Below are 22,784 nucleotides of genomic sequence, written 5' to 3'. Positions count from 1 at the left end.
TATATGCATGAAGTCGTTGAATGACATTGGTTTCATGGCAATACCTATGTGTTGTATGTAAAAGCTTTGCCGGATTATAAAATGGCAAAACCTTCCTTGTTGAGCATCGTCACCAGTGCCATCAGCGGCAGGCCGATAATCGCGCTTGGGTCGGTCGATTCGATTTTCTCTATCATCACAATCCCCAACCCTTCGGTTTTGGCGCTGCCCGCGCAGTTATAGGGCTGTTCGCGCTGCAAATAGCGCTCGATCTGCTCGTCGCTGTAGTTGCGCATGGTGACGCGGGTCATATCGACGATGCTCTGGTGGGTGTCGCTGGCGGTGTTGTACAGCGCCAGCGCGGTATGAAAATCAATGCTCTGGCCGCGCATGGCCTGCAGCTGCCGGACCGCACGTTCATGGTTGCCCGGCTTGCCCAGCTGTTCGCCATTGAGCAGTGCGACCTGATCCGAGCCGATGATTAAACTATCTGGAAACTGCCCGGCCAGTGCGCGGGCTTTGGCAATCGCGAGGCGTTCGCTGGTTTGGGCGGCGCTCTCACCGGCGAGCGGTGTTTCATCCAGATCAGGTATCGCCACGCTGAACGCAAGCCCCAGGCGGGAGAGCAGTTCTTTGCGATAGGGCGAGCTTGAGGCCAGCACAAGGCTTAAATGGTGAGTGGCTTGTTTTTTCATCAGAAATTAATGCTTCCCGCGGTTGCGCTGCAATTGACACAAGTAGGCGGACGATTATATCATGCGCGGTTTCCGGTTCTACGCCCCAGCCTATATGACTGTGATACATAGCGCGGAATTTGCGCAAGAAGCTAGAGAACTCAAAGGCTCTATACCGCTTGCCCAACTTACCCGGCTTGCCGATCAGTTGGCCGATACGTCAGGCGAAGTATTCTGGCATATCGAAAGTGGTGTAGATCGCTTGCAGCGCCCTTGGCTTTATTTGGAAGTAAAGGGAGCCCTGCAGCTGGTGTGTCAGCGTTGCCTTCTGGGCGCGCCCTGGCAGCTCCACAGTGAAACCGTGTTGACTCAGTTTGCCAGCGAGGAACAAATCGACGAAGCCGAAGCGCTCGACGAAGACCTTGAAGGCATCTTGATCGATCCGGAGCTGGATATTGAAGCACTGGTTGAAGATGAGATTTTGCTCGCTTTACCCGTAGCGCTGACGCATGAAGTATGTGGTGGCGACGAAGCGCTAGCCAAATTGGCGAGCGATAAACCTAATCCGTTTGCAGTCCTGGCTCAGTTGAAAACCAGGAAAGCGGAATGACAACTGAGTATTAAGGAGTTTTAACATGGCAGTTCAACAGAATAAAAAATCACCTTCAAAACGTGGCATGCACCGCGCTCACGACTTCCTGTCTGCACCAGCTTTGTCTGTAGATGCTGCGACTGGTGAAGTTCATCGCCCGCACCACATTTCTCCAAACGGCTTTTACAAAGGCCGTCGTGTGATCAAGGCCAAAGGCGAGTAATTCTGTCGCGAATCATTCGCGCTTTAGTGCCTCTCTAAGCTTTGCTTAGCCTTGCGGCGCAAGTGAGACCCCTCGCTTGCGCCGTTCGTCGTTTTAGGATCAGAAATGGATATTACCGTTGCAGTTGATGCCATGGGTGGCGATCACGGCGCGCATGTTACCGTGCCGGCAGCCCTGCGTTTTTTGCGCGATAACCCCGATGTGAATATTGTCCTGGTGGGCTTGACCGATGCGCTGGAGGCTGAATTGAAAGCCCGCCAGGCGCAAACCGGGCCGCGCTTGCGTATTCATGCGGCATCCGAAGTGGTGGCGATGGATGAATCACCGCAGCTGGCGATGAAAAATAAGAAAGATTCATCAATGCGTGTGGCCATCAATCTGGTGAAATCCGGCGAAGCCAATGCCTGCGTCTCGGCGGGTAATACTGGCGCGCTGATGGCGACCGCGCGATTTGTGCTCAAGACGATTCCGGGTATCGACCGCCCGGCCATTGCCAGCCTGATGCCGACCATGAAAGGCAGTCAGACGCTGATGCTCGATCTGGGCGCGAATGTCGATTCGACGCCAGAGCAGATTACCCAGTTTGCCATTATGGGCTCGGCCATGTTTGCGGCGATCAAGCAAAAAGACGCGCCGACTGTCGGCCTGCTCAATGTCGGCTCGGAAGACATCAAGGGCAATGAGGTGGTTAAAGCTGCCGCCGAAATGGTGCGCCAGACCCGGCTGAACTTTGTCGGCAATGTTGAAGGCAATGACATCTACAAAGGCACGGTCGATGTGGTGGCCTGTGATGGCTTTACCGGCAATATCACGCTTAAGGCTTCGGAAGGCGTGGCGCAGATGTTCAATACCGCGATGAAGGCCGAATTTACCCGCAACTGGTTTACCAAATTGCTGGCGCTGGCGGCGATGCCGGTATTGAAAAGCTTTAAAAACAAACTGGATCCGCGCCGTTTTAATGGGGCGTCTTTTCTGGGTTTGCGCGGCATTGTGGTTAAAAGCCACGGCGGTGCAGATGAAGTTGCGTTTTACTGGGCGCTGGCTCAGGCCGTTGAGGAAGCCCGCTCCAGCCTGATTCAGCGTATTACCGATCAAGTGCAGCATGAATTGCGGCATTTTGAAGCCACAGATGCCGGTGAGAAATCGGCAGCGGAACAGTCCGCCTGATTGGGCGCGCCAAGCGCCGATTGATAATCAGGCTAAGGAGTGGGTTGTGATTTATTCGCGTATTGCAGGCACTGGCTCGTATTTGCCAGAGCGTATTTTGACCAATGATGAATTGGCAAAAATGGTCGACACCAGCCACGAGTGGATCGTGAGCCGTACCGGCATTTCTTCGCGCCATATCGCCGCCGACGATCAGTTAACGTCTGATCTGGCGCTCATCGCCGTCGAGCGTGCGATCGAAAGCGCTGGGGTTGCAAAAGAAGATATCGATTTGCTGATCGTTGCCACGACCACGCCGGATAATATTTTTCCGTCGACCGCGTGTTTATTGCAGAACAAACTCGATGTGCATGGCTTTCCGGCCTTTGACGTGCAGGCCGTCTGTGCCGGTTTTGTCTATGCGCTGACCACTGCCGATGCGATGGTAAAAAGCGGTGCAGCTAAATGTGCCGTGGTGGTTGGGGCGGAAAAGCTATCCAATCTGATCAATTGGCAAGATCGTGGCACCTGCATTCTGTTTGGCGACGGCGCGGGTGCAGTGGTACTCACTGCATCGGACGAGCCGGGCATTCTGGCGACCAAACTCAAAGCCGATGGCCGCTACAACGGCATTTTGAAAACTGCCGCACGCCCTAAACAGGGCGTGCTCGATGGTGAGCCGTGGATTTATATGGAAGGCAATGCGGTCTTCAAATTTGCCGTGCGCGCACTAGCCGATATTGCCGAAGAAACACTGGCTGAAGCCGGTCTGGAAAAAACCGATATTGACTGGCTGGTGCCACATCAGGCCAATGTACGCATTATCGAATCGACCGCCAAGCATCTGGGCATGGCGATGGATAATGTGATCGTGACGCTGGGTGAGCAGGGCAATACCTCGGCGGCATCGATTCCGCTGGCGCTCGATCACGGTGTCAAGTCGGGCAAGATTCAGCGTGGCCAGACCATTCTGATGGAAGGAATTGGTGGTGGCTTTGCTTGGGGTTCTATTCTCGCCAAGTTTTAACAGGTTGATCAAAACGGCGCAGACAGCGCCGTTTTTATTGCAGTGAAACAAGTGTTTTAGGAGTTTGCGATGTCGTTAGCATTTGTATTTCCCGGTCAAGGTTCACAATCGATTGGCATGATGAATGGCTGGGCTGATTCAGCGCATGCTGCGCTGGTCAAAGCCACTTTTGACGAAGCTTCCAGTGTGCTGGGGCAGGATTTGTGGGCCATGGTGAACGATGGCCCGGCCGATGAGCTGAATGCCACCGTGAACACCCAGCCGGTGATGCTGACCGCCGGTGTTGCGGCATGGCGGGCTTATCTGGCCAGCGGCGGCGCAATGCCGGTGGTGATGGCCGGACACAGTCTGGGCGAATACACCGCGCTGGTGGCGGCGGAAGCCATCAGTTTTGGCGATGCTTTGCAGCTGGTTCGCCTGCGCGCCGAAGCGATGCAGCAAGCCGTGCCAGCGGGTACTGGTGCGATGGCGGCGATTCTGAATCTGGCCGACGAAGAAATCATCGCTGCGTGTGCTGAAGCGGCGCAAGGTGAAGTGGTGCAGGCGGTCAATTTCAACTCGCCCGGTCAGGTGGTGATTGCCGGTAGCAAGGCCGCGGTTGAGCGTGCGTGTGAAGCGTGCAAGGCGCGCGGTGCGAAACGTGCTTTGCTATTGCCCGTGTCGGTGCCATCGCATTGCGATCTGATGAAGCCTGCAGCAGAAAAGCTGGCGGCCAAACTGGCAACCCTCACGATCAATGCGCCGATTGTGCCTGTCTTGCACAATGCCGATGTGGCTGCGTATAGTGACGCCGCTGCCGTGCGCGATGCTTTGGTGCGTCAGCTATATCAGCCAGTGCGCTGGGTAGAAACCGTGCAGAAAATGGTGGCTGATGGCGTCAGCGTGGTGGCCGAATGCGGCCCAGGTAAAGTGCTGGTGGGTTTGAATAAACGCATCGCTGCCGATTTACCTTCGTTTGCGCTGCTGGATGCATCCTCGCTGGATGCGGTGAAAGCGGCCATTTAATCAGAATGTATTAATAGGGGTATATGCTTGTAGAGAATAGCTGATAGGCGCTCTAGGCATATACCTGCTAATCATTGAGAGGTGTTTATGAGTTTGCAAGGTAAAGTGGCGCTGGTAACGGGTGCATCACGCGGGATTGGTCAGGCAATTGCACTCGAGCTGGCTAGCATGGGCGCAACTGTGATTGGTACGGCGACCAGCGACAGTGGCGCTGTCGCGATCAGCGACTACCTGAAAGCGGCTGGCGCAACTGGCGCGGGCTTGCGTCTGAACGTGACCGAAGAGGGTGCCTGTGACGCCATCGTGGCGCAAATCGAGAAAGAATTTGGCGCGATTGCGATCCTGGTCAATAACGCCGGTATTACGCGTGATAACCTCTTGATGCGCATGAAAGACGAAGAATGGGATGCCATTATGGATACCAATCTGAAACCCGTGTACAAATTATCCAAAGCCGTGATGCGCAATATGATGAAAGCGCGCTGGGGCCGGATTATTAATATTGCCTCCGTGGTGGGCGCTACCGGTAATGCCGGTCAAACCAACTATTCGGCAGCCAAAGCGGCTTTGTTTGGTTTTACCAAATCATTGGCCAAAGAGATCGGCAGCCGTGGCGTGACCGTCAATGCCGTCGCACCAGGCTTTATCGATACTGATATGACCAAAGGCCTGCCGGACGAGCAAAAAGCACACCTGGTGGCTAATATTGCGCTGGGCCGCTTGGGCGATCCGCAAGACATCGCCGACGCTGTAGGCTTTTTGGCCTCGGATAAGGCGGCGTACATCACAGGCAACACCATCCATGTAAATGGTGGGATGTTTATGAATTAATCGGGTAAAATCGCCAGCGATTGCGATTTTGCCGGATCGGTGCAGTAAAAAAAACCGCTCGCGCGGTAGCAAAATTACTCAAAAACAAGTAAATTTGCGCTTTATTGCACCATGTAACTGTTTGCACCGCCAAATTATTGGTAGAATGCGAACGCATTTTTCAGAAATTAAGCTAACAAGGCTTGGGAACTAAATCCATGGAAAACATCGAACAGCGCGTGAAGAAGATTGTTGCTGAGCAACTGGGCGTGCCAGAAACTGACGTTAAGATTGATTCTTCGTTCGTTAACGACCTCGGCGCCGACTCACTCGACACCGTTGAACTCGTTATGGCCCTCGAAGAAGAATTCGAATGCGAAATCCCTGACGAGGACGCTGAAAAAATCACTACCGTTCAACAAGCTGTTGACTACGTTAACGCTCACCTGAACAAGTAATCTCGGTGATTCCAGACCTCCGCTATGGCTTGCTGTAGCGGGGGTTTTATTTTATCTGGCGCAGCTAAAACATCTGTTTGAAATAGCGCTTTGCACACTGGCAAAGCCCGTTTTCACAGCTGATTTTGCCTAGGCGCCGGTTTTGAAGCGGAGTACCCCCACGTGTCTAAACGCAGAGTAGTTGTTACCGGTTTGGGTCAAGTGTCCCCCGTCGGCAATGATGTTGCCACTGGCTGGGCCAACCTGCTTGCTGGCAAGTCTGGCATTGGCATGATTACCCGATTTGACGCGAGCGACCTGGCTTGCCAAATCGCCGGTGAAGTAAAAGATTTCGATATTGCTCAGTACATCAGCCCGAAAGATGCGCGCCGCATGGACGTATTTATTCATTACGGGATTGCTGCAGCTTTGCAAGCGGTAGCTGATTCTGGCCTGGACGACGTGGCCAATCTGGATAAAACCCGCGTTGGCGTGAATATCGGCTCAGGTATTGGTGGTTTGCCACTGATCGAAAACACCGGTGTTGACGTTGTTCACGGCGGCCCACGCAAGATTGGCCCGTTCTTTATTCCCGGCTCATTGGTCAATCTGATTGCTGGCCATGTGTCGATTATCAAAGGCTATCAAGGCCCGAGTTACGGCATCGTGTCGGCGTGTACGACTGGCGCGCATTGTATTGGCGACTCGGCACGGATGATTCAGTACGGTGATGCCGACATTATGGTTGCCGGTGGTGCTGAAGGTGCAATCTCCAAACTGGGTATTGGTGGTTTTGCTGCGATGAAAGCGCTGTCAACGCGCAACGATGATCCGGCAACATCATCGCGCCCATGGGACAAAGGCCGTGATGGCTTTGTGATGGGCGAGGGCGCCGGCGTATTGGTGCTGGAAGAGTACGAACACGCTAAAAAACGCGGCGCGAAAATCTACGCTGAGCTGGTTGGTTTCGGTATGAGCTCGGACGCGCACCATATCACTGCACCGAATGCAGATGGTCCGGCACGCGGCGTGCAAAATGCTTTGCGCGATGCAGGCTTGAACGCCGATGCGGTTGATTATGTGAATGCACACGGTACATCAACACCACTGGGCGACGCGAATGAAACCAATGCGCTGAAAATCGCTTTGGGCGATCACGCCAAGAAAGTCGTTGTCAATTCAACCAAGTCGATGACCGGCCACTTATTGGGCGGCGCGGGTGGTGTTGAAGCGATTTACTCGATTCTGGCGCTGCACAATCAGGTTTCGCCACCAACGATCAATCTGTTCGAGCAAGACATCGAAGCGGGTTGCGATTTGGATTACTGCGCCAATACTGCGCGCGATATGAAAATCGACGTGGCAATCTCGAATAGCTTCGGTTTCGGCGGCACGAACGGTACTCTGGTGTTCAAGCGCGTATAAATATTCCGTGCTTTTAATGCCAAAAAGCCACGCCCTGAACGGCGTGGCTTTTTTACGTCTTCAAATCGCTTATTTACCAAGAAAACGGCCACTCTGTAGCTAAAAATATGCCATTGGTCGGCTTGCACTGATCTTGATCGCGTCTTTGTCAGGAAATCCTTACAATGTGTTCCACTAAAAATAGAAACAAGTTCGCCGTATCTGCTTAAATGATGTGAGCCGAACTTTGCGCAAAAAATTGGACAATTTATGGATCGGAATGACTTGCTCACGGCGACACGTGGGGCGTTTTTACGCGCCTTTAATGCCGTATTGCCAAACCTAGTTTCTCACAGCGCAGATACACTTTTTCTGCGCGCTGACCGCGCGGCCAACCTGAGCGAGCAAAGGCAGATGCTCGACGCCCGTGCCGCGCTGATGACCCGCGAGCAGGGCTGGCTGCAAGAGCTGGCCGATGGTATGGACAGGCTGCTCAACCGCAGCTACCAAACCGCCTACAGCACTTTCCGCCCCTCATTTAGCGAATCTTTTTCTGCCGACAGCCTGTCGCTGGTTGATGCCAGCGAGTTTGACGGCGAGCTGAAAATCGACGAACTAACCGCTAGGCTCAGAAACGCGGCTGAAGAGCAATTGCGTGATCTGAATATCCGCATGGCCATTCTGTTTGATCAGGACGATATCAATGAGCGGGAAAATCCTTTCCGGCCTTATCTGATGTCGCGCTGTCTGAGCATGGCCGCCGAGCGCCTGAATATCGAGCCTGAGTTGCACGAGCTATTGTGCGAAACGCTGGCCGAGCAACTGCAGCAGCATGTGATCGGCATTTATCAGTCTTTGAATCAGCTACTGGCGCAACACGGCATCGCAGCGCAGCTACAATTGCGGGTCAGACAATTGCCCGACCCGAGCACGCTGCGACATATGGTGGCCGATCCGATGGAAGAAATCCAGAATTCGGCACAGGCGCACAGTGATTACATTGACACCAGCGCTGCAATGGCCGCAGTGCCAGCCAACGAAGTCATTCACCCGCTTGGGCGACTAGGGCAGTGGTCCGCACTGATTCGACAGCAAGCCGTGCAGGGGAGTGATGAAGCCTGGGATGCTGAAGAGCCCACCGGATTGGCCGCGCCCAACGCTGCGGCACATGCTGGCTGGCTGGGTACGGTCAAACAGGTCGGATCGGCGATTCGCCAGCTGTTTCGCGGTCAGGCCAGCGTGCAGGTTCAGCCGCAAGTACTGAGCCAGGGCTTGTCGCAATCGATCGATCAGATGAGCCAGCCGCATCTGCAGGGCGTTCAGCTCGATGAGCGCGGCCAGGTGCGTAATCTGATTCTGGAGCAAAGGGCTGAGCTCAATGCCGCCAGCAATGACATCAACGAGCAGATGATTGTTGATATTGTCGGCATGCTGTTCGAGTTTATCCTGCGCGATGGCCAGGTGCCGGCCGAGATTCGCGCCCAGCTCGGCCGCTTGCAATGGATCGTGCTCAAAACCGCGCTGCAAGACCCGGCTTTGTTTTCACAAAAACATCATCCGGCGCGCATGCTGGTGAATCGCATCGGCTCCATTGCCCAGGGTTTGCAGCAGCTGGACCCCAAAGCCGAGCGAATGACGGCGGAAATCCGCCGGATTATCGAAGCCTTGTTGCAGGAAGAGGAAGAAAGTGCCGCGCTGTTTTCCCGCATGCTCGACGAGCTGGATCGCTTTATCGCACGCGAGCTGCGCGCCGCCGACGAGCAATCCGAGCTGGCGTCGCAAGCGATGGAAAACGCCGAAAGCCGCACCCTGCGCTTTGCCCGGATTACCGCGCAGACGGCGCAGGCACTGGCCGAGTTCACGCTTGATAATCTGCTGCATGACTTTTTCATCAATACCTGGCCGTACGCGATTGAATGCGCCGAGCGCCAGGATCAGGTGCAAGCGCTGCGCTTTCGCATGTTTGTGCCAGAGCTGATCTGGAGCATTGCGCCCAAAGCCGAGCGCGCCGAGCGCCAGCAATTGCTGGGCATGATTCCGCGCCTGATTGCCGTGCTGAACGAAGGGCTGAAATTTACCCCCTGGGACGCCACTCAGCAGCAGCAATTTAAAAGCTATATGATCGATGCGCACCGCACGGCGATTGCCGGCTTGGCGGCCAGCCAGATCGAAGTGCCCAGCATGGAAATGTTGCGCGCGCAGCTGGCCGAATTTATCGGTGCCGTTGCGGCCGATCCCGATGCCAGCCAGCTGGCCGCGCTGGATCAAATCAACCCGGTGCTACTCGATCGGGCCATCAGCGAATTGAAAGTTGAAATCGGCTTTATTGATCGCCAGGTGGAAGCCGAGCTGGCACAGCCCGGCACCGCCGCGCTGCATGACGATACTGCTGCGCCAATGAGTAATGAAGCTCTGTTTGAACGGCTGCGCAGCGGTGTGCCGATTGAAGTGAATCTCACCGGCGAATTGCGCCCGGCACGCCTGTGTTGGATGAGCCCGAATGAAACGCGGCTGATGCTCAAACTGGAAGAAGACGCCGCGCCATCGGTGATTAGCGTCAGCGTCTTCAAGCGTCTGCTGCAGAGCGGGCGCGCACGCTGGACGGAGCAAGCTTTGCTGTTCGAGCGGGCGATGGAATCGCTGCTCAATTCCGCCGATATTATGGATGCTCAGGCTGCCTGATGGGTATGGCGCTACAGGCCAATCATAGTATGGTTTGTAGCGCTATACCTGCTTATTGCTGTCGAGTGTAATCAAGCTGGCGTAGATCATAGCCCTGATCAATCGCGGCTTTTTGCGCGGCTTGCAAGGCGGGTTCTGACAGTTTGGGCGTGCGTGACAAAATCCACAGATACTTGCGCTCCGGATTGCCCACTACCGCCCATTGGTAGTCGGTATCGAGCCCGATAATCCAGTAGTCCGATTTAAACGGCCAGAAAAAGCTCACTTTCAATTGCGAATTTTGCGTGTTGTCCACCGCGGTGGCTTTGCCTTCGGCCTGTTGATATTCGCCCGATTCCTTGCGGCAGCGATTCACGACTTTAATACTGCCATCGGGATTTTTGCTGTAATTGGCCGTGGTATCGGCCACGCAATTGCGCTGGAAATACATCGGAAATTTCGCGATTTCATACCATTGCCCCAGATAGCGGTTCAGGTCGACTTCCGCCACGGTGCGTACCGGCGCTGCAGGTGTTGCATCCGCCGCCCAGCTGGCGCAGCTGATCAGCAGCGCACTGCATACAGTGATTGTTTTGAGCATTAATTGATCGTCCTTTTATGTCCAAGCATGAATCAGTCCAGGCCCGCAAGCTGCGGGATCAAGCCATATCGTGTTTGCACCCGATTGCCATTACAATGCGCAAATGCCTAAATATCTTACCTCGACTCTCGATTTTGTTCCTGACTTGATTGCGCTTGCTGCGACGCAGCCGCAGGCTTTTCCTAGCCTGCTGCAATCTGCACGCACGCAAGGCTGGGATATTTTATTTGGATTGCCGCAAACCCAGCGCATCTATCGTGCTGATGAAGGCGCCGCTTTTGTCGCTGACTTGGCCGCGCTGCTTGTTGATCCGGGTTCAATTGCCTCCGCCTCCGGCGACGTCTTGGATGAGGCCGAATTTCCATTTCATGGTGGCTGGCTGATGTATGCCGGCTATGAGCTCTTGGAGACTTTCGAGCCCACAGTGCCGCCGCGCTTTAATCGCACTGAAGCGGAGCAAGCCACAGGTGCGATCCGAGATTTTCCGCTGGCGGCCTTGATTCGTTGCCCAGCGGCGGTGTTGTTGCAACGCGAAACTCAGCAAGCCACGCTGATTGCCGAAACCGCCGAGCAATTGGCGCAGCTGCAGGCTTTGGTGAAGGCCGATGTGGCCTGGTCGCCTGCCGCCTTGAAAATCGCCGCGATTTCCGAAGACGAGCCGCAGGCTTTTCTCGCCGGTGCTGCGCGGGCCAAACAGTATATTTATGACGGCGACGTGTTTCAGGTGAATTTATCGCGCGGCTGGGACGTGACGCTGGAGCAAGGTGAGCCGCTCGACGTGTTTGCGCATTTGCGTCAGGCCAATCCGGCGCCGTTTTCGGCTTATGTGAATTTGGGCGACGACGTCGGCCAGATCGTCAGCAGTTCGCCCGAGCGTTTGGTCAGCGTGCGCGATGGCGTGGTGCAGACCCGCCCGATTGCCGGCACGTTTGCCCGCTCGCTAGATCCGATCGAAGACGCTGCGCTGAAAGAGCGACTACTTAATACGCCGAAAGAGCGCGCCGAGCATATTATGCTGGTCGATCTGGAGCGCAATGATCTGGGGCGGATTGCGGTGCCCGGCACGGTGAAAGTTGACGAGCTGATGGCCGTTGAGACGTATGCCTTTGTACATCATATTGAATCTAATATTCGTGCGCATACCCGTGAGGGTATTAATGCGGCCGATGTGCTGCGGGCGCTGTTTCCCGGCGGTACGATTACCGGCTGCCCGAAAGTGCGCTGCATGCAGATTATTCGCGAGCTGGAAGATCGCTCACGCCTCGCTTACACCGGCTCGCTGGGCTATATCAATCGCGATGGCAGCATGGATACCAATATTTTGATTCGCACTTTTGTGCAGCAAGGCTCGCAGCTGTATTTCCGCGCTGGCGCAGGCATCGTCGCTGACTCTGATCCCGAACGCGAATTGCAGGAGACACGCCATAAAGCGCGCGGTTTGCTGCGCGCCTTGGGAGATCATCAGGCATGAGTGTCAGCAAGCTCGTCAATGGCCAGCCCGCCGAGACGATCAATCTGGCCGACCGCGGCCTGCAATTTGGCGACGGCGTTTTTCGCACGATTAAAGTGCTCAATGGCGAGCCGATTTGGTGGGCGCGGCATTACGCTAAGCTCGCGCATGATTGCGCGACGATTGGCATCGTCGCGCCGACCGAGGCGAGCTTGCTCGCCGATATTGAGCAGCTTCACCCTAACAACAACACGCTCAAAATCATTGTCACCCGTGGCGAAACTGCGCGCGGCTATATCGCGCCAGCCGATTTACCGCCCAATCGCATCGTGCAGATTGCACCCTTGCCCGCGTATTCGCCCGATTTGGCGACGCAGGGCGTTACGCTCAGAACTTGTGCAACCCGCGCCAGTTGGCAACCCGCGCTGGCGGGCATCAAACATTTAAACCGGCTGGAAAATATCCTTGCGCGGCGTGAATGGTCTGATCCGAGTATTTTTGATGGCTTGATGTTTGACCGCGACGATCATCTGATCGAGGGCGTGATGAGCAATGTGCTGGTGCTGCTCGATGGCGTACTGTGTACGCCGGATTTATCCGAATCTGGTGTAGCTGGGGTATGCCGTGATATGACCTTGCTGGCAGCGGCTCAGCTGGGTATACCAACGGCAGTATGTAAAATCAAACGCGAACAACTATCCACAGCTAAGGCGCTGTGGGTATGCAATAGTCTCGCTGGCCTGCTGCCGGTGGTCGCGCTTGATGATTGGTGCTGGCCGGTGTCGCCGCTGCAGCACGATTTGCGCACTACATTATTTGCACTCAAGGATTAACAGATGAATATCGGTCTTGGAATGGCCATCTTATTACTGGCCGCGGCGGCGAATGCCGAGCAATACTATCAACCCGATCCGGCCAAGCTGGCCCGGCTGGAAGCCGAGCGCTGCGCCAAGCTGCAAAAAGAAGACAGCCTGATCACCCGTCGTCTTGGCGGCGGCAGCAATAAATCCTACGACATTGAAAAAATGAAGGCGCGGCAGAAAGTCGTGCAGGGCGATTATCAGCGCTTCTGCAGCAAGAAATAAGGCGTGTCGGCGGCTTTGCCCGCTGGCGCTGCCGTCTGGATTGCCGTGATGCAATCCGGGCTTGAAGCATGCGGTGGTGTATCTACACTGAAACCTTCTGAAAGGGGGTGGAGATGGAAATGGCTACGGATGATGTCGCTCAACGTTTGCTCGAACTGCTCGGACCCGCCGATTTGCCCTTGCATCTGGCGGAAAAATACCCGCATCTGGCCGAAAGGCTGCTCAATAGCTGGGGAACGCCAGCGCTCAATATTTTTCTGAACGATTTGTTTTTTGATCGCCGGGGTGGCCGACAAGGCTTTGAGCCCGAGGTCATGCACGAATTGTTCAGCATCTCGAGTCGGCATAACCAGCTTTTTCCCCAAAATGAACGCAGCGAAATCTGGTCAGAAAATGAGCTTGGTGTTGAAGAGCAACGCGCCGATCAGCGGATTTTTGATGCCCCCACGCTGATGGAAGCGGCCAAGGTCGGCAATTTGGCGCTGATCAGCGATGCGCTGGCATCGGGTATCCCTATCCCGATTGACAGGCTCGATAGCGACGGGCTGTCGATGCTGTGGTGGGCGTGCCGCTACGGGCATCGCGAGCTGATTCTGACCCTGCTCAGGGCACGGGCCTCGGTCGAGGTGGCCGATGAATTTGCATGCCGTCCGCTGCATTGGCTGGCAGCACAGGACCTGGTGAGTACCATCGAAGAATTGCACCGCTATGGCGCAAAAATCGATGTGCAGGATATCGATGGCATGAGCCCGCTGATGTACGCTGCGAGGCGAAACAGGGTTGCCGCAGCGGGCTGTTTACTGCAACTGGGAGCCCAAGTGAATCTGCAAGACGCGAAAGGTTGGTCAACATTACACTATGCGGCTGAAGCCGGATCGGCTCGTATCTTGGAATTATTGATCGCCTATCACGCTGACAAAAGCTTACGGGATCATCAGCAAAGAACAGCCGAGGACATTTTGCGCTACAAGCCCGGGGCCGAGCGTTTGATCGCCTATCTAAACTGAGATCATGATCTTGTCCGATAAAAAACCCCTGCTTGTTCAGGGGTTTTTTACTAGCTCGGCAGAATGCTTTTTTTGCCGCATTAAATTAAACATTTTGAAAGTATTTAGTTAATTATTCTTTCTTGCTACTGTCTTTTTGTGCTTTGTTTTACGCTGTTTTTGCTTAAATATTAGACAATTCTGATGCCGAAAAAGCATTTTTTGTTTGTAGTTTCAATGAGATGCAGGCACAATGCGCCCATTCTTACAAAACACTAGGTCGGCATGAAGAGATTTTTGGTCGCGCTTTCTACGCTCTTATTATTTGCCTGTGGCGAGTCGGATCAGACCCGCGCACAGCAGGTATTGCCGTGGGCAGAAACCAAAGAACTGGTGGTGCTGGTGCAAAATGGCCCGACGGCGTTGTATGTGAATGCCGCTGGTGATTATGCAGGTCTGGAATACGATCTGATCACGCAATTTGCCCAGCGCAACAATCTGAAAGTCAGATTTCTGGTGAGCAGCAACTACACTGAGATGCTGGCCCGCCTGAAGCGTCGCGAGGCGCATCTGGCTGTGGGTGGCCCGCGCGATGATGTGGCTGGCCTGATTTACGGTGCCAGCTATCAGGATGTGGATGCGCGGCTGGTCTTCTCGGCCAAAACCAGCGAAGCCACTGCACTGAAGGCGCTCAAGGAAGGGCTATCGACGCTCAATACCTTGCCGCAATACGTTTCGGCATTGCACAAATTGCAGCAGGCCTCGCCAGCGTTAAGCTGGCAGGTGATTGACAATGGCGATAGCGAGTCGCTGATCGAGCAGGTCTCGCAAGGCAAGCTTGAATTTGCACTGGTTGACTCGCACGCCGCCGAAGTGGCGCAAAACTACTACCCGAATATCGCCACCTCCAGCGTGATTTCCAGCCAGCAGCAGCTGGCCTGGGCCATGCCGGACAATGATATCCAGCTGCAAATCCTGATTGGTGCTTTTTTCCAGCAACAGGTGGCCGATGGCTCGCTGCGTCGTTTGCTCGACCGCTACTACGGCCATGTAAACCGGGTTGACCAGCTCGATGCGCTGGCCTATCTGGGGCGCATTCAATCGACTTTGCCGCGTTATAAAAACTGGTTTCAGGAAGCCGAGCAGCGCACGGGGCTTGATTGGCGGCTGATTGCTGCGCTGTCGTATCAGGAGTCACACTGGAACCCCGATGCGGTGTCGCCCACCGGCGTGCGCGGCATGATGATGCTGACCAATGAAACGGCGCAGCGCATGAATGTTGATCGCACCAATCCCTATCAGAGCATTATTGGCGGCGCCAAATATATCCAGCTGCTGAAAGACACGCTGGCTGATCGCGCGCCCGAACCTGATCGCACCTGGCTGGCGCTGGCCGCGTACAACGTCGGCATGGGTCATCTGATCGATGCGCGTACTTTGGCGGTGCGGATGAAAAAAGATCCGAACAGCTGGGCCGATGTGAAATCGGTGCTGCCTTTGCTGCGCAAGCCTGAATATTTCAGCACGCTCAAGTATGGCTACGCCCGCGGTGGCGAGCCGGTGATTTTTGTTGAAAGCCTGCAATCGTATTACGACATTTTGGCGCGCTTTCAGCCGCCGAGTAAAACGGTGCTGCCAATGACGTCCGATTCGGTCATCGTGCACAATCCGGAAAATCTGCAGCTGGAAATCAATAGTGTGCTCAACCCGATGGCAGTTGAAAAGCTGGCAGCTGCCTGGTAGGTATATCCCGCTAGCCCAATCCTGATCTGCTCTAGCGGCAAATACATGGCCTGTGTATTTGCCGTTTTTGCTAAGGTCTGTGGACCTTGCCGCATCGAAAAATTCGTGCCAGCGCGACGGCAAACCAAAGGTCAACAGACCCCAAGGTCTGCGTTTTCAGGCATTTACGGTACAATGGCGCTTTCGCTATTTAGCCGGATTTGCTCGATGACTGTTCGTACCCGTTTCGCCCCTTCACCTACTGGTTTGCTGCACATTGGCGGCGTTCGTACCGCGCTGTTTTCTTGGGCCTATGCCAAAAAACACGGCGGCCAATTTATCTTGCGGATTGAAGATACCGACCTTGAGCGCTCGACGCCTGAATCGGTCGCGGCCATTCTGGATGGTATGCATTGGGTGAATATGGGCTATGACGAAGGCCCGTTCTACCAAATGCAACGGATGGAGCGTTATAAAGAAGTCATCGCGCAATTGCTCGCTAATGGCACTGCTTACTATTGCTATTGCAGCAAAGAAGAGCTCGAAGCCCAACGCGCGGCGGCTGAAGCCAAAGGTGAAAAGCCACGTTACGATCGTACTTGGCGCCCAGAGGAAGGCAAAACCTTGCCCGCGATTCCTGCCGACATCAAACCCGTCGTGCGTTTCAAAACGCCGATTGGTGGCTCGGTCGTCTGGGAAGACCAAGTCAAAGGCCGCATCGAGATCAGCCATAACGAGCTCGACGATCTGATCATTGCCCGCCCCGATGGCACACCAACGTATAACTTCTGTGTGGTGGTCGACGATGCCGACATGCGCATCAGCCACGTGATTCGCGGCGACGACCATGTGAATAACACGCCACGCCAGATCGTGATCTACGAAGCGATGGGCGTACCAGTGCCGGTGTTTGCGCATCTGCCGATGATTTATAACGATCAGGGCGTGAAACTCTCCAAACGCCGCGACGCGGTATCGGTGGTCGATTACGATACGCAAGGTTTTCTGCCTGAAGCGCTGCTCAATTATCTGGCGCGTTTGGGCTGGGGTCATGGCGACGACGAAATTTTCTCGTTGGCGCAATTTGTTGAATGGTTCGATCTGAAAGACGTCAGCGGCAGCCCAAGCCGGATGGATCGCGATAAATTGCTGTGGACCAATGCGCAATACATCAAGGCGGCTGATCCGGCGCGTCTTGCTGCGCGCGTTGCGGGCTTCCTGGCTGACAAAGGTATTAACACCGAGGGTGGTCCAGCGCTGGCGGATGTGTGCGCCTTGCTGAAAGATCGTTGCCAGACCTTGGTCGAAATGGCCGATCAGGCTGAATATTTCTATCAGCCACTGACGCCAAGCGCCGAGATCGTCGAAAAGCACCTCGATCCGGAATCGGAAGAACGCCTGAAAGTATTTGCCGCTGAAGCGGCGAAGTTGGAGAGCTGGGATGCTGCGACGATTGGCGCTTTCATCAAGGATTTCGTCAAAGCGCAAGGCGTCAAAATGCCGCAAGTGGGCATGCCGCTACGCGCCAAAGTCTGCGGTATCACCAACACGCCATCGGTCGATGCGGTATTAGCCTTGATTGGCCGCGAAGAAGTTTTACGTCGTTTGGTGGGATAAACGGCTGCACGGCGGCACTTAATAGGATCATCATGCATTGCGGGTCTCGGCAAAGCCGAGCCCTAGATGCTTGGGGGTAAAGCCCGCCGCCTCATGTTTTATACCCACACCCCCCGCCCTCTCCTTGAGAGGGAGCCTCGCTACGCGAGTGGCTGCTTTAATTACAGTTACTAAGGGTACTCTGGCGACTATGCAAATTTCCTCTGAACTCCGTGCGCAAATCGGCCAGCTGGTGATGGTTGGCTTCGATGGTTTTGTGCCCAATACCCATATTGAAAGCCTGATCCGCGAGCAGCGGGTGGGCGGGGTGATTCTGTTTCGCCGCAATATTGAATCGCCCGCGCAAGTGGCGGCGCTGTGCCGTCGCTTGCAGGAAATCAATGCCGAAGTCTCGGACATTCCGCTGCTGATCGGCATCGATCAGGAAGGCGGCATGGTGATGCGGATTGAAGAGGGTGTCACGCCGTTACCGTCGGCGATGGCCTACGCTTCGGGCTATGCCTCGCATGCCGTGGCCGGTTGCAGCCCAGCGGATTGCGAACAATTGCACCGCATCGGCGCGGATGAACTGCGGCAGATGGGCATCAATATCAATTTCGCGCCCAGTCTGGACATTAACAATAATCGCAATAATCCGGTGATCGGTGTGCGCTCGTTTGGCGAAAATTCACCGACTGTCACCGTGTATGGTCTGGCGGCAATGCGCGGCATTCAGGCGGCGGGGATTGCGGCGACGGCCAAGCATTTTCCGGGGCACGGCGATACGGCCAGCGATTCGCACTACGCCTTGCCGGTGATTGCCCACGATAAATCGCGGCTTGACGCGGTTGAGCTGGCACCATTCAAGGCGGCGATTGCCGCAGGCGTCGATGCCATCATGACGGCGCATGTGGTTTTTCCTGCGATCGAGCCCGATACCGCCACGCCCGCCACTTTGTCGCACAAAGTGCTCAGCGGCCTGCTGCGCGAGGAGCTGGGTTTTAGTGGCGTGATTGTCACCGATTGTTTGGAAATGGACGCGATTTCTGATGTGAGCAAAGGCGGTGCCGGTACGGCGCAAGGCGCGGTGAGGGCGATTCGGGCGGGCGCGGATATTGCGCTGGTCTCGCATCGGATTGACCGCCAGCGCGAGGCGGTGCAAGCGATTGCCAACGCGGTTGAGCAGGGGTATTTGTCGGTAGATCAGGTAAAGGCTGCTGTTGAGCGAATTACCCATATGAAGTATGTCCGAGCCATGCAGCACTGGCGTGATTTACCGCTGGTGCCGCAAAACCTGCAGGCCGAGAGCGCAATGGCGCTAGCCAGACAGGTGCAGGCACTGGCGATTCGCCATCAGGGCGCGCCGCTCGATCGCACGCAGCCGGTGCTGCTGGTGACAGTCGAGCTGTTGGCTCGCACCGAAATCGATGAAGTGGCGCTGGGTGCGTCGATCAGCGCGCGCGGTACTTTGCTGCCGTTCTTGCAGGCGGAGGGTCTGGCCGTTAGCGAAATGATCGTTCCGCCCCAAGTTGGCGAGGCTGATTTTGCGGCGGTGCTCGCGGCGGCCAATTCGGCGCCGCAAGTGGTATTCCAGAGCTATAACGCGACGCGTTTTCCTCGCCAGAGCGAGCTGATTGCTGCGATTGATCCGGCCAGACTGACCTTGATCGCCGGGCGTAACCCTTATGATTTTGATCTGGTACCCAATGCACGTGCGCGCCTGGCTGCGTGCAGCAACCGCCCGCCGGTCTTGCAATTGATGATGAAGTATTTACTGCCTAATTAGGGGTATATGGCTGTAGACTAATTAAATATTGCTCTATATGGCTATACCCATGGTTATATTTAGGTGTTCTTCAATTGACGGCGATACCGCTCGGGTGATACACCGGTGTGCTGGCGAAACATGGCGATAAATGCCGATGGGTTGCCATAGCCCAGCTGCCAGGCAATATCCTGAATGCTGCCGCCGTCTTTGAGCGCGGCTTGCGCGTTCAAGAGGCGCAGGCGGTTGCGCCATTGCACAAAGCTGAGCCCCATCTCGCGCTGGAAATGCCGGGCCAGGGTGCGCTCGGTGGTGTGCACTTGAGCCGCCCATTGGGTCAGCGTGGTGGTGTCGCCCGGATTGTGCCGCAGTGCGTCCAGAATCGGGCGCAATTGTTTGTGCTCGCTTTCGGGTAGATAGCAGCGCTGATGGTCGGCGGCGAGCAGCAACTCAAGCAATAAACGCGCTTGCGTTTGCTCGCCATCGCTGCAGGCGTGGATTTGCCGCGCGGCAAAATCGTCAAACAGCGCACGGATTAGCGGCGTTTGCGCAATCAGGCAAGCGTAATCGGGTAGACGCTGCGCCCATGTGTCGCTGACATAGGCCGAGGTGTAGGCCAGTGCCTGCCGGATATAGGCCGCGTGCGCGAGCTCCGCTGGCACCCAGACGATGTAATCGGCCGGCGCAACCAGATTAAGCTCGCCCGCGCTGATTTCCAGTAGCCCCAGATTGATCCGGTTAAGCTGCCCCCACGGATGCCGGTGCGGCGCATAGCCGGTGTGCGCGTCAACTTGCTCGTAGCGAAAATACAGCGGCGCGGGTTCGGGCAGCTGTGCGTCCTGTGCGCTATAGGGTACGTTCATCGGGGCTCCAGTCGGAAGACAAGCTGTGATCACAATGCCCGCAGCAATCTGTCCGGATTTCGTGATTGGTTTGTCTGTTTTGCATTATAAACATCGAATCGGACGGAGATACACTGCTGGTATCGAATTTACTCCCCGGAGGCCATGATGAACTGGCTTTTTCCTGTACTTGCCGTGCTGATCTGGGCGGCCAATACCGTGGTGTCCAAGGCGGCCGCAGCGGTGATCGACCCGGCAGCAATTTCGCTATATCGCTGGCTGATTGCCGCACTGGTACTCAGCCCGGTGATGGCGCCACAATTGCGGCGGCAATGGCCGCAGCTTCGGCCTTATCTGGCCAAATTTGCTGTGCTTGCTTTGCTGGGCATGGTGCTGTATCAGTGCCTGGCTTATTTTGCCGCGCACAGCACCAGCGCGACCAATATGGGCGTGATTTGTGCGCTGATTCCGCTGCTCGGTGTGCTGCTCAATAGTCTGCTCTTCAATTTCAAACCCGCGCCAGCGGCAGTGCTGGGTGTGCTGGTTTCGCTGGCGGGTGTGCTGTATTTGCTGGGGCAAGGGCATCCGGCCAGCTTGCTTGCTCACGGGGTTAATCGTGGCGATGCGCTGATGCTGGTCGGCTCAAGCGCTTACGCGCTGTATGGTATTTTGCTGCGCCGCTGGGCGCTGCCTTTTGCGCCGTGGCTGATTTTATATGTGCAGGTTTTGCTCGGTGTGCTGATGCTGATTCCGGTGGCGGCCAGTGCGCACAGTCTGGCGATTGTGCCTTCGGCGATCGGCTTGGTTTTGTTTGCCGGTATAGCCTCGTCCGTGTTGGCAGCATATTGCTGGATGATCGGCGTGCAGCAACTGGGCAGCGAGCAGGCGGCGATTTTCATGAATATGCTGCCGCTATTTACCGCCCTGATTGCCTCACTGGTGCTGAGCGAAACCATCCATGCCTATCACTGGCTGGGTGGTGGCCTGATATTGTCCGGCGTTGTGCTGGCGCAGGGCAGAGGGTGGATATTGCGGCGGCAAGCGGCTTAGAGCTTGAAGCGCCCAATCATCTGACGTAATTGTTCGGCCAGCTGATTCAGATTGCCGATCACATCGCGCGCTGCCTGCAGTGACTGATTGCCATCCTGCGCCATGCTGCTGATGCGCTCGGCTGATTTGGCCATATCGGTGGTGGCGCTCGATTGTTCGTGCGTGGCTTCGGCAATATCCTGAATTCGCGCCACGACTTCCTGCATTTGCTGCTGGATCTGGCTGATGTCGCTGGCGGCTTGCTGTGCTCGCTGTACGCTATTGTGTACGGCGTCGTGCGTATTACCCATATCATGACTGGCGCGGTGCGATTGCTCGCGCATCGCACCAATTTTGGCGCTGATTTCCACCGCAGCCTGGCCCGAGCGTTCGGCCAGTTTGCGCACTTCATCGGCGACAATCGCAAAGCCCCGGCCTTGCTCGCCAGCTCGGGCTGCTTCAATGGCGGCGTTGAGCGCCAGCAGATTGGTCTGGTCGGCGATTTTCTTGATGACGCTGACAATGCTGCTGATCTGCACCGAATGCTGCTCCAGTTCGTCCATCGCCCCGGAGAGCTGGCTCACCTGCCGGGCAATATCGTTAACTTCATTGGCCGCATTGATCACCGATTCGGCCGCGGCCTGCGATTGCCGGCCGGTGTTTTGCACGACGTTTTCCGCGTCCTGCGTATTCTGGGCGATGTGATTGATGCTAACGGTGATTTCCTCGATGGTGGCCGCAGTGGCGGTGGCCATTTCACTTTGTTGCTGGGCGTCGTGACTGAGGCGCTGGGTCATCTGGTCGATGGTGTGTACTCCGCTGGTCAGTTTGACCGTTTCATTGTGTACCGTTAAAAACATCTGCCTGAGCTGGCTCATAAAGGTGTTGACGTGCGTAGCGATCTGGCCGATTTCGTCGGCCGATTGCACTGGCAACTGTATGGTCAGATCGCCCTGGCCGGTGGTCAGCGAGTGCATCATGTCGCGCAGGCGGCGCAGCGGTTGCGCAATCATATTGCCCAGCAATAGCGAGACCATGATCGCAATGATCAGCATCACCAGGCCGGTGGCGGCAGCGGACCACATGGCTGCATGCACTTGCTGGCGCACAACATTGGCGTCAACGTCCACGCCGACAACATACACCTCGCCACCGGGGCTGGTCACCGGCATCAGAATAGAGCGCAAAAAACCATACTCCGGGTTGTCGTTTTCGCTGAACTGCGCCTGCCCGCTTTGTTTGGCCAGCCGGGTGGCCGGATCGGTTTCCGGTACATCGCTGGGCTTGAGGTAGAAATCGACAGTCGGGTCGCGCAATTGCTCGTCGGACAGCGAGGCGGTGGTATAGATCACTTGCTGCTCACGCACAATAAACGAATAAAGGTAATTCACACCCATCTGCCGCGCAGCCTGCGTTAGTCTTTCGGCTTCGCGGCGCTTTTCGCGCAGATCAACATGATCGCGCGCAGGTAGCTGGTCGTGATACTGGCTGCCGATAATATGAATGTAAGCGCGCGCGGCGGTTTCCAGCTTGGCGTTGATCGTGGCCAGCGCGTGCTGCTTGGCGCTGAGGATGGATTGAGTGGTAAAAACGGCGATGGTGAGTAGCGAGACCAGCAGAAAGGCGCTCTGCAATTTGAGTCTGATATTGAGGCCTTGAATGAAAGTCATGACAAATTCCGCTGGGCTGATTTCTTACTTATTGTATGTCATTCGTCGGGCATCACAAGCCTGACGTTTCCACGCAAAAA

At 55.6% G+C, this 22,784-nt stretch carries 21 protein-coding genes; 17 read left to right on the top strand and 4 right to left on the bottom strand.

Annotation, left to right across the window (positions count from 1 at the left end):
• Nucleotides 1-74 precede the first annotated feature (74 nt).
• A complete protein-coding gene (locus tag FLS37_RS11650) occupies nt 75-674 on the bottom strand; it encodes a nucleoside triphosphate pyrophosphatase (RefSeq protein WP_157670103.1) in 600 nt (199 codons plus the stop codon).
• Between the two features lie 61 nt (nt 675-735).
• Between FLS37_RS11650 and FLS37_RS11645 the strand changes: the two genes are divergently transcribed.
• From FLS37_RS11645 to FLS37_RS11605, 9 genes are all read left to right on the top strand, one after another.
• Entirely contained in the window at nt 736-1,263 is a 528-nt protein-coding gene (locus FLS37_RS11645; RefSeq protein ID WP_198314598.1) for a DUF177 domain-containing protein, read from the top strand.
• Nucleotides 1,264-1,288: 25 nt separating this feature from the next.
• The gene (rpmF, locus tag FLS37_RS11640) at nt 1,289-1,468 is read left to right on the top strand and encodes a 50S ribosomal protein L32 (RefSeq protein WP_157670101.1); all 180 of its coding nucleotides are present in this window, start codon (nt 1,289-1,291) and stop codon (nt 1,466-1,468) included.
• Between the two features lie 105 nt (nt 1,469-1,573).
• Nucleotides 1,574-2,635 carry a phosphate acyltransferase PlsX gene (gene plsX, locus FLS37_RS11635; RefSeq protein ID WP_157670099.1) on the top strand — a complete coding sequence of 354 codons (1,062 nt, stop codon included), beginning with the start codon at nt 1,574-1,576 and terminating at the stop codon, nt 2,633-2,635.
• A gap of 46 nt (nt 2,636-2,681) precedes the next feature.
• Entirely contained in the window at nt 2,682-3,641 is a 960-nt protein-coding gene (locus FLS37_RS11630; RefSeq protein ID WP_157670097.1) for a beta-ketoacyl-ACP synthase III, read from the top strand.
• A gap of 69 nt (nt 3,642-3,710) precedes the next feature.
• A complete protein-coding gene (fabD, locus tag FLS37_RS11625; protein WP_157670095.1) occupies nt 3,711-4,646 on the top strand; it encodes an ACP S-malonyltransferase in 936 nt (311 codons plus the stop codon).
• Nucleotides 4,647-4,733: 87 nt separating this feature from the next.
• Nucleotides 4,734-5,477, top strand: coding sequence for a 3-oxoacyl-ACP reductase FabG (gene fabG / locus FLS37_RS11620; RefSeq protein ID WP_157670094.1), 744 nt, complete (start codon nt 4,734-4,736; stop codon nt 5,475-5,477).
• A 197-nt stretch (nt 5,478-5,674) separates the two neighbouring features.
• Nucleotides 5,675-5,914, top strand: coding sequence for an acyl carrier protein (gene acpP / locus FLS37_RS11615; protein WP_028449818.1), 240 nt, complete (start codon nt 5,675-5,677; stop codon nt 5,912-5,914).
• 162 nt (nt 5,915-6,076) lie between these two features.
• Nucleotides 6,077-7,318 carry a beta-ketoacyl-ACP synthase II gene (gene fabF, locus FLS37_RS11610; RefSeq protein WP_157670093.1) on the top strand — a complete coding sequence of 414 codons (1,242 nt, stop codon included), beginning with the start codon at nt 6,077-6,079 and terminating at the stop codon, nt 7,316-7,318.
• Nucleotides 7,319-7,567: 249 nt separating this feature from the next.
• Nucleotides 7,568-9,979, top strand: coding sequence for a DUF1631 family protein (locus tag FLS37_RS11605; RefSeq protein ID WP_157670092.1), 2,412 nt, complete (start codon nt 7,568-7,570; stop codon nt 9,977-9,979).
• Nucleotides 9,980-10,031: 52 nt separating this feature from the next.
• Here the strand turns inward: FLS37_RS11605 and FLS37_RS11600 are convergent, their stop codons facing one another.
• Nucleotides 10,032-10,559 carry a lipocalin family protein gene (locus FLS37_RS11600; RefSeq protein ID WP_157670091.1) on the bottom strand — a complete coding sequence of 176 codons (528 nt, stop codon included), beginning with the start codon at nt 10,557-10,559 and terminating at the stop codon, nt 10,032-10,034.
• 103 nt (nt 10,560-10,662) lie between these two features.
• Between FLS37_RS11600 and FLS37_RS11595 the strand changes: the two genes are divergently transcribed.
• The 7 genes from FLS37_RS11595 (at nt 10,663) to nagZ (ending at nt 19,184) form a co-directional block, all read left to right on the top strand.
• Nucleotides 10,663-12,030 carry an aminodeoxychorismate synthase component I gene (locus tag FLS37_RS11595; RefSeq protein WP_157670090.1) on the top strand — a complete coding sequence of 456 codons (1,368 nt, stop codon included), beginning with the start codon at nt 10,663-10,665 and terminating at the stop codon, nt 12,028-12,030.
• Nucleotides 12,027-12,842 (top strand): aminodeoxychorismate lyase, encoded by an 816-nt coding sequence (gene pabC, locus FLS37_RS11590; RefSeq protein WP_157670089.1) that lies wholly within the window; start codon nt 12,027-12,029, stop codon nt 12,840-12,842. Before FLS37_RS11595 ends, pabC begins: the two co-directional genes overlap by 4 nt.
• A gap of 3 nt (nt 12,843-12,845) precedes the next feature.
• The gene (locus FLS37_RS11585) at nt 12,846-13,094 is read left to right on the top strand and encodes a hypothetical protein (RefSeq protein WP_157670088.1); all 249 of its coding nucleotides are present in this window, start codon (nt 12,846-12,848) and stop codon (nt 13,092-13,094) included.
• Between the two features lie 113 nt (nt 13,095-13,207).
• Nucleotides 13,208-14,101 (top strand): ankyrin repeat domain-containing protein, encoded by an 894-nt coding sequence (locus FLS37_RS11580; RefSeq protein ID WP_198314597.1) that lies wholly within the window; start codon nt 13,208-13,210, stop codon nt 14,099-14,101.
• 264 nt (nt 14,102-14,365) lie between these two features.
• The gene (mltF, locus tag FLS37_RS11575; protein ID WP_157670086.1) at nt 14,366-15,823 is read left to right on the top strand and encodes a membrane-bound lytic murein transglycosylase MltF; all 1,458 of its coding nucleotides are present in this window, start codon (nt 14,366-14,368) and stop codon (nt 15,821-15,823) included.
• Between the two features lie 207 nt (nt 15,824-16,030).
• Nucleotides 16,031-17,419: a glutamate--tRNA ligase gene (gene gltX, locus FLS37_RS11570; RefSeq protein WP_157670085.1), complete on the top strand. Its 1,389-nt coding sequence runs from the start codon at nt 16,031-16,033 to the stop codon at nt 17,417-17,419.
• Between the two features lie 190 nt (nt 17,420-17,609).
• Nucleotides 17,610-19,184: a beta-N-acetylhexosaminidase gene (nagZ, locus tag FLS37_RS11565; RefSeq protein WP_157670084.1), complete on the top strand. Its 1,575-nt coding sequence runs from the start codon at nt 17,610-17,612 to the stop codon at nt 19,182-19,184.
• A gap of 59 nt (nt 19,185-19,243) precedes the next feature.
• Here the strand turns inward: nagZ and FLS37_RS11560 are convergent, their stop codons facing one another.
• Complete coding sequence (locus tag FLS37_RS11560; protein WP_157670083.1) at nt 19,244-20,026, bottom strand: helix-turn-helix domain-containing protein; 783 nt, start codon at nt 20,024-20,026, stop codon at nt 19,244-19,246.
• A gap of 144 nt (nt 20,027-20,170) precedes the next feature.
• On the opposite strand from FLS37_RS11560, the gene FLS37_RS11555 reads away from it, so the two are divergent.
• Complete coding sequence (locus FLS37_RS11555; RefSeq protein ID WP_232522582.1) at nt 20,171-21,055, top strand: DMT family transporter; 885 nt, start codon at nt 20,171-20,173, stop codon at nt 21,053-21,055.
• Here FLS37_RS11555 and FLS37_RS11550 read toward each other — a convergent pair.
• A complete protein-coding gene (locus FLS37_RS11550; protein ID WP_157670082.1) occupies nt 21,052-22,704 on the bottom strand; it encodes a methyl-accepting chemotaxis protein in 1,653 nt (550 codons plus the stop codon). The two genes, FLS37_RS11555 and FLS37_RS11550, sit on opposite strands and share 4 nt — an antisense overlap.
• Between the last annotated feature and the right edge of the window lie 80 nt (nt 22,705-22,784).

Source organism: Chitinibacter sp. GC72 (genome assembly GCF_009760905.1).
Classification (GTDB): Bacteria; Pseudomonadota; Gammaproteobacteria; order Burkholderiales; family Chitinibacteraceae; genus Chitinibacter.
This window is presented reverse-complemented; position numbering and strand designations above follow the sequence as displayed.